The sequence below is a fragment of the Streptomyces sp. LS1784 genome, from assembly GCF_020103755.1.
Lineage (GTDB): Bacteria > Actinomycetota > Actinomycetes > Streptomycetales > Streptomycetaceae > Kitasatospora.
The window spans coordinates 1-10,610 of the sequence record NZ_JAHSQD010000282.1 but is presented as its reverse complement, the minus strand read 5'-3'; the positions used below and the strand labels follow the sequence as shown (position 1 = coordinate 10,610).

General features: G+C 74.3%; 9 protein-coding genes and 1 pseudogene. 8 read left to right on the top strand and 2 right to left on the bottom strand.

Going from position 1 to position 10,610, the window contains the following annotated elements; all coding sequences use genetic code 11:
- The 4 genes and pseudogenes from KS423_RS27120 to KS423_RS27105 all read left to right on the top strand — a co-directional run.
- Positions 1–408, top strand: a pseudogene (locus KS423_RS27120) (MFS transporter); the annotation flags it as partial.
- 192 nt (positions 409–600) lie between these two features.
- Positions 601–1,965: an FAD-binding oxidoreductase gene (locus KS423_RS27115; RefSeq protein WP_224282395.1), complete on the top strand. Its 1,365-nt coding sequence runs from the start codon at positions 601–603 to the stop codon at positions 1,963–1,965.
- A gap of 400 nt (positions 1,966–2,365) precedes the next feature.
- Positions 2,366–2,578, top strand: coding sequence for a hypothetical protein (locus tag KS423_RS27110; RefSeq protein ID WP_224282394.1), 213 nt, complete (start codon positions 2,366–2,368; stop codon positions 2,576–2,578).
- A gap of 491 nt (positions 2,579–3,069) precedes the next feature.
- Positions 3,070–3,870, top strand: coding sequence for a pyridoxal 5'-phosphate synthase (locus KS423_RS27105; protein ID WP_224282393.1), 801 nt, complete (start codon positions 3,070–3,072; stop codon positions 3,868–3,870).
- Between the two features lie 77 nt (positions 3,871–3,947).
- On the opposite strand, the gene KS423_RS27100 is transcribed toward KS423_RS27105, so the two are convergent.
- Positions 3,948–5,015, bottom strand: a complete 1,068-nt coding sequence (locus KS423_RS27100) for a DMT family transporter (RefSeq protein WP_224282392.1) — start codon at positions 5,013–5,015, stop codon at positions 3,948–3,950.
- 152 nt (positions 5,016–5,167) lie between these two features.
- Between KS423_RS27100 and KS423_RS27095 the strand changes: the two genes are divergently transcribed.
- From KS423_RS27095 to KS423_RS27080, 4 genes are all read left to right on the top strand, one after another.
- Positions 5,168–6,040 (top strand): DUF1906 domain-containing protein, encoded by an 873-nt coding sequence (locus KS423_RS27095; protein ID WP_224282391.1) that lies wholly within the window; start codon positions 5,168–5,170, stop codon positions 6,038–6,040.
- A 45-nt stretch (positions 6,041–6,085) separates the two neighbouring features.
- Positions 6,086–7,363, top strand: coding sequence for a hypothetical protein (locus tag KS423_RS47525; RefSeq protein WP_263455275.1), 1,278 nt, complete (start codon positions 6,086–6,088; stop codon positions 7,361–7,363).
- 24 nt (positions 7,364–7,387) lie between these two features.
- The gene (locus tag KS423_RS27085) at positions 7,388–7,915 is read left to right on the top strand and encodes a hypothetical protein (protein WP_224282390.1); all 528 of its coding nucleotides are present in this window, start codon (positions 7,388–7,390) and stop codon (positions 7,913–7,915) included.
- Positions 7,916–8,043: 128 nt separating this feature from the next.
- A complete protein-coding gene (locus KS423_RS27080; RefSeq protein ID WP_224282389.1) occupies positions 8,044–9,705 on the top strand; it encodes a long-chain fatty acid--CoA ligase in 1,662 nt (553 codons plus the stop codon).
- A gap of 57 nt (positions 9,706–9,762) precedes the next feature.
- Here the strand turns inward: KS423_RS27080 and KS423_RS27075 are convergent.
- The coding region (locus KS423_RS27075) for a PleD family two-component system response regulator (protein WP_224282388.1) at positions 9,763–10,610 on the bottom strand (848 nt) is incomplete at its 5' end.

Below are 10,610 nucleotides of genomic sequence, written 5' to 3'. Positions count from 1 at the left end.
GCCGGGGTGCTGGCGGTGGCCGGCCTGGTCGCCCGGCGGGGCACGCTTCCCCGGGCCGGTGTGGGGGCGGCGGCCGGGCTCTGTACGGCGTCGGCGGGGATCGCGCTGCTGGCGGCGGCCGCGGGACCGGTGGCGGCGGTGGCCGGCAGTACGGTGGCGGGCCTCGGTTCGGGGCTCTTCGCCTGCCACCTCGGCCCGCTGGTGCTGACCGGCGCACCGCAGACCCATCTCTCGCGCGTCCAGGCCCTGTTGACGCTCGGGCAGAGCCTGGCCCTGGTGCTCTCGAACGCCCTGCTGGGCCTGCTCTCGGACGCGGCGGGTGCCACCCTGCCGACGATCCTCTGCGCCCTCGCCACGGCTGCCGCAGGCCTCACCGCCCTGGCCACCCCGATCCTCCGCCGGGCCTGAGCCACGCGGTCGCCCTTCCGGTCGGTACCCCCGGGCCGCCGCCCACGTCCGGAGGCTTCGCGGCGCCCCTCCCCGCCGGCTCGGGCGGCGCCTCCCGCCCCCGCCCGTCCGCCGTGCGGCCCACTTGCCCGGCCCCTGCCGTCCGGGCAGAGTGCGGAGGTGGAGGCGGGCAGGCGGCGAGTGGAGGCGGCGATGAGTGATCTGACGGACCGACTGGCGCAGGGCCTCCCGGACGGGGCCCTCGTGGTGGACCCGGACGTGACCGCCGCGTACCGCCACGACATGGCGGGCTTCTGCGCGGCCGGGCAGCCCGCCGTGGTGGTGTTCCCGGAGACGGTCGAGCAGGTGCAGCACGTGCTGCGGACCGCGACCGAGCTGCGCGTCCCCGTGGTGCCGCAGGGCGCCCGGACCGGGCTGTCGGGTGCGGCGAACGCGGTGGACGGCTGCGTCGTGCTGTCGCTGGTGAAGCTGAACCGGATCCTGGAGATCGACCCGGTGAACCGGATCGCGGTGGTCGAGCCCGGCGTGGTGAACGCCGAACTCTCCCGCGCTGCCGAGGAGTCGGGTCTCTCGTACCCGCCGGACCCGTCCAGCTGGGAGTCCTGCACGATCGGCGGCAACATCGGCACCGGTGCGGGCGGTCTCTGCTGCGTGAAGTACGGCGTCACCAGCGAGTACGTGCTCGGGCTGGACGTGGTGCTGGCGGACGGGCGGCTGTTGTCCACCGGCCGCCGGACGGCGAAGGGCGTGGCCGGGTACGACCTGACCAGGCTGTTCGTCGGCTCGGAGGGGACGCTCGGCGTGGTGGTCCGGGCGGTGCTGGCGCTGCGGCCGGCGCCGGCCCCGCAGCTGGCGTTGGCGGCGGAGTTCCCGAGCGCGGACGCGGCCGGGGCGGCGGTCTGCGAGGTGATGGCGCGCGGTCTGACACCGTCGCTGATGGAGCTGATGGACGCGGTCTCGGTGCGGGCCGTCAACGAGTTGGGGCGGATGGGGCTGCCCGAGTCCACCCAGGCGCTGCTGCTGGTGGCCTTCGACGGGCCGGACCGGGTGGCCGAGCTGGCGCGGGTCGCGCAGCTGTGCCGGGAGGCCGGGGCGACCGAGGTGGTGCCGGCCGAGGACCAGGCGGAGTCCGATCTGCTGCTGGCCGCCCGGCGGATGGCGCTGCCCGCGCTGGACCGGCTGGGCACCACGATGATCGACGACGTGGCGGTGCCGCGCTCCCGGCTGGCGGAGATGCTGAACGGTGTCGCGGTGATCGCGGAGCGGCACGGGCTGACCATCGGGGTGGTCAGTCACGCCGGGGACGGCAACACCCACCCGATCGTCATTTTCGACGCCTCGGACGGGGAGCAGACGGCCCGCGCCCAGCGCTCCTTCGACGAGATCATGGCGCTCGGGCTGGAGCTGGGCGGCACGATCACCGGGGAGCACGGGGTGGGGCTGCTGAAGCGGGACTGGCTGGCCCGCGAGCTGGGCCCGGTGGCGTTGGACCTGCAGCGGCGGTTGAAGGCGGTCTTCGATCCGCTGGGCATTCTGAATCCCGGCAAGATGATCTGATGTCCGTGCGCCTGGACGGATCTTCTGTGCCCGCACCCCCGCCGTCATGGTGTGACTTTCCGATGGTCTGTGAATGGCTGGGAAAGTCGACATGGGAGGGTGATCGAACTTTTTAGGGGCGCGTTTGTGATTCGTATGCGCCGGGATGGTGCGCCTGGCGGATCGCGTGATACTGCTGCGCCTCCCACCGGGGCGCCTCCGTCGGCGTCCGCCCGGGTGAACTCCCAGCTCGGCCGGGGTGTGTCGGCGCGGTGTCCGATTTCCCGGTCGTTATGCGCGGGTCGGGTGGATATCACGCTAACGGGCGAAATACGCCCTGCGGGCTAGTGCTTTGTCGATTTGTTGCGGAAGGCTGTCTTCCGGCGTCGCAGCCCGCAGGTGTTCGTCTGACCGGCGAACCTTGCACACCTTGATCGACCATTGCACGATTAACAGCTTCTCGGAGGCATTCATGGCTCGCATCCACACCCGTCGGATGGCCGAAATCCTGCTCGCCGGCCCGCTCGCGGCCGGCCTGCTGTCGGCCGGTGCCGGTGCTGCCGCCGCCGCCGACAGCGGAGCGGGTACCGGGGCCCGTTCCGACGCCGGTGTGGTCTCCGACACCGTCGGCTGACCGACCGCCCGGCCGAGTGACGGCACCGGGCACCACGGAAGGCGGGGGCGCCGGACGTGGGTGGCCGCGGGTGAGCTGAGCAGCCGCGGGCGGGCCCGGACCGGAACGGAACGGCCGGAACGGACACCGAGGTACCAACGCATCACACCAGAGGGACCAGAGGGACCAAAGGGAACAGAGGGAACAGCGCATTCGACCGGCCGGCGGAAAGGGTCACCGCGAAACCGGCCTCGTGGGCGGTGCCGCCATCGGCACCGCCCACGAGTGTGTCCGGCGCCCCTGGACTCCCCGGAGGCCGGCCCGGGTTCCCCCGCTCGGCCACCCCGGAATCCCCCGCCGACCGGCCCTGATCCGTCCACCGAGGGCCCGCGCCCGGAGCCGTCGGCGTACGGCGGTACGGTTGCGCTCCGACAGCGCACCCAGGTGCCCGGGCCCGGAAGGACCGGCCCGGCCGGGGCGGCGACCGCGGCAATCGGAAGGAAGGGTGCGCGATGGCGGCGGAGGAGGAGGGCCTGACCGGCCCCGGCGAGGCCAGGCCTGCACCGGAGCCCGGGCCGGAGCCGGCGGCGGAGGTGCGCCCGGAGCCGACGGCCGATCCGGTCCACGAGCACCGGCCCGGGCCCGGGTCCGTCCCCGAACTGCTGCTCGGCCGCCCGCCGATGGCCCGCCCGCTGCCGTCCTTCGACCACGAGGCCGCCCCCGCCGAGCCCGGCCCGCTGTTCGTGGACTGGCTCGCCACCGCGCTGCACGCCGGTGTGCTGGACCCGCAGGCCTTCACCCTCTCGACCGTGGATGCCGACGGCATGCCGGACGCCCGGGTGCTGGTGCTGCGGGACGTCGATGCGGCCGGCACCGGCTGGAACTTCTCCGCGGACGCCGACAGCCCCAAGGGCCGCCAGCTCGCCGGCCACCCCGCCGCCGCGCTGACCGTCTACTGGCCACAGCTGGGCCGCCAGGTCCGGGTGCGCGGCACCGTCGAACGGGCCGCCGACCTGGTCGCCGCCGCCGAGTTCGCCACCCGCTCACCCGCCGCCCGGGTCCACGCGCTGGTCGGACAGCAGAGCGAGCCGTTGGGCTCGTTCGCCGAGTACGACGAGGCGGTGGCGGTCGCCCGCCGCCGGCTGGAGGCGCACCCGGACGCGGTCCCGCCGGGGCACGCGGTCTACACCCTGTGGGCGCACGAGGTGGAGTTCTGGCAGGGCGACGCCCAGCGCCGGCACATCCGGCTGCGCTACACCCGCACCGGCCCGGTCAGCTCCCCGGAGTGGTCGCGCACCCTGATCTGGCCGTGAGCCGTGAGCCGTGAGCCGTGAGCCGTTGAGCCGTTGAGCCGTTGGGCGGCTTACGTGCCCGCAGGCCGACAGGCCCGTCACCGCCGCCCGGTCAGCGTGGCGCCCACGCTGGCCGCGACCACGCAGCCGATCCCGGCCAGCTGCGGCACGCCCAGCAGCTGACCCAGCACCACCAGCCCGACCAGAGCACTGACCGCCGGCTCCAGGCTGACCAGCACGCTGAACACCCGCTGCGGCATCCGTCGCAGCGCGGTCATCTCCAGCGCGTACGGGATCACCGGCAGCAGCAGCGACACCCCGGCCACCGCGGCGAGCAGCGCCGTCGGCGAGGCGCCGGGCGCGGTAAGCCCGTGCCAGGCCTGGCCGAGCCCGAACGGCGCCAGCGTCAGCGCGCCGACCGTCATCGACACCGCCAGGCCCTGGAACCCCTGGAAGGCCGCGCCGACCTTGTCGGTGAACAGGATGTACGCGGCGTAGCAGGCGGCCGCCCCGAACGCGTACAGCAGGCCGATCGGGTCGAGCGACCCGCCGCCGTCCCCTTCGCCGAGCAGGGTCAGCAGCACCACACCCGCGGCCGCGAGCAGCGCCCAGAGCAGGTGGCTGGCGCGCCGGGCGAAGACCAGCGCGACCGCGAGCGGGCCGAGGAACTCGATGGTCGCGGCGGTGCCCATCGGTAGCCGGTCGATCGCCCCGGCGAACAGGAAGGTCATCCCGGCCGAGGCCATGCCGAGCAGCGCGGCCGCGGCGAGGTCGCGCGGGCGCTTGTCGCGCAGCTTCGGCCGGGTGACGGCGAGCAGGATGACGGCGGCGAAGCCGAGCCGCAGGAAGGTCGTGCCGCTGACGCCGAGCGGGCCGAACAGTGGCTTGGACAGCGCGATGCCGGTCTGCACCAGGAACATCGCGGTCAGACAGAGAAGCGGCGCCGGGATCCTCTCCGGGCGCCGCAGGATCTTGCCGAACCGGCCGGTGGACCGACCGGGGTGGACTTCGGGTGGCGCCGCGGGGCCGGACGCCCCACCTCGTCGCCAGCTTCCCCGCTCGCCGGCAGGCTCGCCCTTGGGGGCGGGCGGCATGGCAAGGGCCTCGGCGACGGCGGCGGCCGACGACGAGGCGGCGGGGGTTTCGCTGGTATGGGAGGTGGGCATATGCGTGAGTTTGCCGTAAGGAGTGACAAACCGGCAAGCTCGTTACAAAAATCAGGACGGATGCGGACGGGTAGGTCTGAAAGGGTGGGCCCGCGCGGGTGCTGCGGCGTGGTTGCCGCGATCGTCCGACGGCTCGTCAGTATCAAGGCGGGGTGCGCCATCTCCGCTCCGCCGCCCTCCTTGCCGCCGCCCTCGTCCTCCCGCTGGCCACCGACGGGACGGGCGTGCGCGCCGAAGCCGCAGCCCCGGCCGCCGTCGCCGCCCCCCGTATCCGGGCCGTCACGCTGCCCCACCGGTCCGGCCCGCCCCGGCCCCTTGACACCTGGAACGGCCGGGCCTTCGACGCCTGCACCGCACCGCCGCTCGACACCCTGCGGGCCTGGCGCGGCACCTCCCCGTACGGGGCGGTCGGCATCTACACCAGTGGTTCCCAGCGCGGCTGCAGCCAGTCGAGGCTCACCGCCGAGTGGGTGCGCCAGGCGAGGGAGCTGGGCTGGCGGTTCCTGCCGGTGCACGTCGGACTGCAGGCGCCGTGCGCCGACCTGAGCCACAAGCCCAAGCGGATCGACCCGGCGAGGGCCGTCGAGCAGGGCCTGGAGGAGGCGGCTGAGGCCGCCCAGGCCCTGCGTTCGCTCGGGCTGGCCGAGGGCAGCCCGGTCTACCTGGACATCGAGGCCTACCCGATGCGCGACCCGGCCTGTGGCCAGGCCGTGGTCGACTTCACCCTCGGCTGGACGGCCGGCCTGCACGCCGCCGACTACCGCTCGGGCTTCTACTCCAGCCTCGACTCCGGCATCGCGGACCTCGCCGCCGCCGCCCGGGCCGGCAGCTCCCCGATGCCCGACGCGCTCTGGTACGCCCGCTGGGACGACCAGGCCGACACGGCCGGCTCCGGCGGTATCGCCCCCGACCTCTGGAGCCTCCACCAGCGCGTCCACCAGTACCACGGCAACGTCGAGGAGACCTTCGGCGGCGCGACCCTCACCGTCGACCGCAACCACGTGGACGGCCCGACCGCCGCCTGAGACCCGCAGATAGGGTGGCCCCCGATCGAGCACGGGGGGAACGGCATGGTGAACGGCCAGGGGCACGGCGGCACCGACGGGTACGGCGCGCCGCCGCCGCAGAACCCGTACGGGCAGGCGCCGTACGCGCAGAATCCGTACGGACAGAGCCCCTACGCGCAGAACCCGTACGCGCAGCCGGTGCCGCCGCCGCAGCAGTCGTACCCGCCTCAGCAGCCGTACCCGCCTCAGCAGCCGTACCCGCCCCGGCAGCCGCAGCCCGTCCCGCCGCAGCAGGCCCACCCCAGTCCCCAACAGCCGTACGCCGCCGCCGGGTTCGGTACCCCGCCGCAGCCTGGAGTCGGCCGCCCCGGCGGTTTTCCCGGCCCCGCGCCGCGCCGCAACCGCGTGGCCGTGCTGGTCCAGTTCCTCCTCCAGTGGATCTACGCGCCGCTCTGGGTCCTCGGCCTGGTGCTCCTCTTCATCGTCCTGATCTTCGCGGACTACAGCGGGGGAGGCCCCAGTTCGGACGGCTGGTTGAAGGTCAACCGCAGCTTCATTCCCCCGCGCCGGCTGCGGGCCGAGCTCACCGGCCGGCCGGAGCACTGGGAGCGCTACGTCGCCCCGATCCTGGCGCGCCGGATCGCCGCCGCCGAGGCGACGCACGCGGCCGGCGGCGGCGAGGTGCAGGCCGACCTCGGTCGGGTGGTGCGGACCCGGCTCGCACTGCGGCTCTACCGCGGCCTCGGCGCGGCCGGCGTGGTGCGGCTCGCCGAGCAGCACGGCTGGCACGGCGTGGCGTCCGGGACCGACGCCGGACACGTCCGGCTCGCCCGCCACTTCCCCGCCCCGGCCACCCCGAACGCACCCTCCCCGCAGGACCCGCCCGCCGCCCCCGGCACCCCGTGGGGCCCGCAGCCGGTCCGCTTCGCGCCGCTGCTGCCGTTCGTCTTCCTGCTCCAGATCGTCTACGTCCCGGTGTACGGTCTGCTCACCTTCTGGGTGAACCGCCCCGAGCCCGACCACTGGGACCGCTGGGGCGCCCGCTGGACGGTCGGCCCGCGCGCCTTCCGCGCCGAGTTCACCAACAGCCCCGCCGCCTGGGACCGCCACATCCGCCGCATCCTCCAGCGCGACACCAAGCGCACCGGCGCCTCCTCCGACGGCACCCGCACCCCCGACGGCACCCTCGTGCACCGCATCCGGCTCAACCGCGCCACCTACCGCGGCGCCGGCGCCCACCAGGCCCTCCGCATCGCCGCCGAACAGGGCTGGACCCTCGACCCCGCCTACACCCCCGACCCGGCCAACTCCCTCCGCCTCTGCCGCCCCGACCGGCCCTGACCTGTGATGCGGAGGGGCGGACGGGTGGCCGCGGTGCTGGCGGTCGGGCTGGTGCTGACCGGGTGCGGGGGCGGGGCGGACGGGCCGCCGGCGGTGTACACCAACCGGCTGCACGCGGAGGGAGCGGCCCGGCCCGACTACTGGGTGCGGGCGCCGTACGACCGGTTCGCGCTGGAGGTGGAGGAGAGCGCGGGGCCGGACGGGGGCAAGCGGTGGCGCGGGGTGGTGCGGGCGTACACGCCGTCGAAGCGCGGCGAGGGCACGCTGAACGACGTGCTGTGGCGGGACGACACGCTCTACGACAGCAGGAAGGACCAGCCGGAGTACCGGTGGCAGGAGGGCGGCACACAGGTGTGGATCTTCACCAACCGGCGCCGGGCCGCAGTCACCGCTGAGGACGAGGTGCGGGTGGTCGAGGCGGGTGCCGACGGGGTGTGGCGGAGCCGGACCGTGGCCGTCGCGGAGTATTCGGGCGTTCCGGCGGACGTGCGGGCCGCGCTGCCCTTCTGGCTTCGGGAGAGGCCGGAGGGCCGAACCGGGACGAATCCGTGATCCGTGCAACGGGGTCGGGATACTGACAGCGGGGGGTGGGGGCGGCACAATCGGGCACGTCCGCGCGCATTACCGCCCGGTAGGTGCCGCAGGCGCAGCCGCCAGTGCCGCCAGGTCAAGGAGGACCCGTGTTCAGCACGATGCAGGACGTACCGCTCACCGTCGCCCGAATCCTGGAGCACGGGTCCACGATCCACGGCCGCTCGACCGTGACCACCTGGGACGGCACCGGGCCGGTCGTCCGCAGCTACGCCGAGGTCGGTGCGCGGGCCGCGCAGCTCGCCTGTGCGCTGCGCGACGAGCTGGGGGTGAGCGCGGACGACCGGGTCGCCACCCTGATGTGGAACAACACCGAGCACCTGGAGGCGTACCTCGCCGTCCCCTCGATGGGGGCCGTGTTGCACACGCTGAACCTGCGACTGCCCTCCCAGCAGCTGTCGTTCATCATCAACCACGCCGCCGACCGCGTGATCATCGTCAACGGCACCGTCCTGCCGCTGCTCGCCGCCGTCCTCCCGGACCTCGCGCCGACCCTCAGGCACATCGTGGTGAGCGGCCCCGGCGACCGCTCCCTGCTGGCCGGCTTCGCGGGCGGCGTGCACGACTACGAGGAGCTGATCGCCGGCCGGCCCGCCGAGTACCCGTGGCAGCACGACATAGACGAGCGGCAGGCCGCCGTGCTCTGCTACACCTCCGGCACCACCGGGGACCCGAAGGGCGTGCTCTACAGCCACCGCTCGGTCTACCTGCACTGCCTCCAGGTCAACACCGGTGACAACTTCGCCTTCACCCCGCGCGACACCGCGCTGCCGGTGGTGCCGATGTTCCACGTCCAGGCCTGGGGCATCCCGCACGCGGCCTTCATGTCCGGTGCCAACCTGCTGATGCCGGACCGCTTCCTCCAGCCCAAGCCGATGGCCGAGATGATCGCCGCGGTGAAGCCCACCGTCAGCGCCGCCGTCCCCACCATCTGGGCCGGCCTGCTGGACGAGCTCGACGCGGGCGACTACGACACCTCCAGCCTGCGCATGGTGGTGATCGGCGGCAGCGCCTGCCCGCCGTCGCTGATGAAGGCCTACGAGGAGCGCCACGGCATCCGGGTGCTGCACGCCTGGGGCATGACCGAGACCTCCCCGCTCGGCTGCTTCGCCCAGCCGCCGGGCGGCCTCACCCCCGAGCAGGAGTGGCCGTACCGGATCACCCAGGGCATCTTCCCGGCCTCGGTCGAGGCCCGGCTGATCGGCCCGGGCGGCGAGCGGATGCCGCACGACGGCGTCTCGGCGGGCGAGCTGGAGGTGCGCGGCCCGTGGATCGCCGGGGCGTACTACGGCGGCGCCGGCCAGGACCCGGTCCGCCCGGACGACAAGTTCTCCGAGGACGGCTGGCTGCGCACCGGCGACGTCGGCACCATCACCGCCGACGGCTACCTGACCCTCACCGACCGGGCCAAGGACGTCATCAAGTCCGGCGGCGAGTGGATCTCCTCGGTCGAGCTGGAGAACGCCCTGATGGCCCACCCCGACGTGGCCGAGGCCGCCGTGGTCGCCGTCCCGGACGACAAGTGGGGCGAGCGCCCGCTGGCCACCGTGGTGCTGCGCCCGGGCGCGACCGCCGGGCTGAAGGAGCTGCGGGCCTTCCTGGGCGAGCGGATCGCCTCCTGGCAGCTGCCGGAGCGCTGGTCGATCGTGGAGTCGGTGCCGAAGACCTCGGTCGGCAAGTTCGACAAGAAGGTGATCCGGGCCAGCTACGCGGCGCAGGAGCTGGACGTGACGGTGCTCGGCAAGGAGTAGCCGCGAACGCGAGGAGGCCGGGTCCGTACGGTCCCGGCCTCCTCGCGTGTCCGCGTCTCAGCCCGCGGCGGCGACGCCCGCCTCGCCCATCGCGCCGATCCGCCCGAGCAGGTCGACGATCCGGGACTGGACGTCCTCGCTGGTCGAGCGCTCGGCGAGGAACAGCACCGTCTCGCCGGTGCGCAGCCGGGGCAGTTCGCGCGGGTCGAGGTCCACCGAGGTGTAGACCACCAGCGGGGTGCGGTGCAGTCGGTCGTTGGCGCGCAGCCAGTCCAGCAGGCCGACCCGGCGGCGGCGGATCTGCAGCAGGTCCATCACCACCAGGTTGGGCTGCACGCTGCTGGCCCGGGCCACCGCGTCGTTCTCGTCCACCGCGTGCTCGACGTGCATGCCGCGCCGTTCCAGGCTGCTGATCATGGCGGCGGCGATGTCCGGGTCGCCCTCGACCAGCAGCACCCGCGGGGCGTGGTGCTCGCCGTCGCGCGGGGAGAGGGCGCGCAGCAGGACGGCCGGGTCGGCCCCGTACGCGGCGTCCCGGGTGGCCTGGCCGAGGCCGGCGGTGACCAGCACCGGGACCCGGCGGTTGAGCGCCGCGGTACGCAGCGACTGGAGCGCGGTGCGGGTGATCGGTCCGGTCAGCGGGTCGACGAAGAGGGCGGCGGGGAAGCCGGGGACCTGAGCGTCCACCTCCTCGCGGGAGCGGACGATCACCGGCAGGTAGCCGCGCGCCTGGAGGGCCTGCTTGGTGGCCGGGTCGGGCTCGGGCCAGACCAGCAGCCGGCGGGTGTTGGCCAGCTCGCCGGTCGGGGCCGACGGCTGATCGGCGGCGGACCGCTGGTCGGCGGCCGGGAGTTCGGCCATCGGGCGCGGCGCGGTCCGGGCGGCGTCGGCCGGGACGGGCGGCT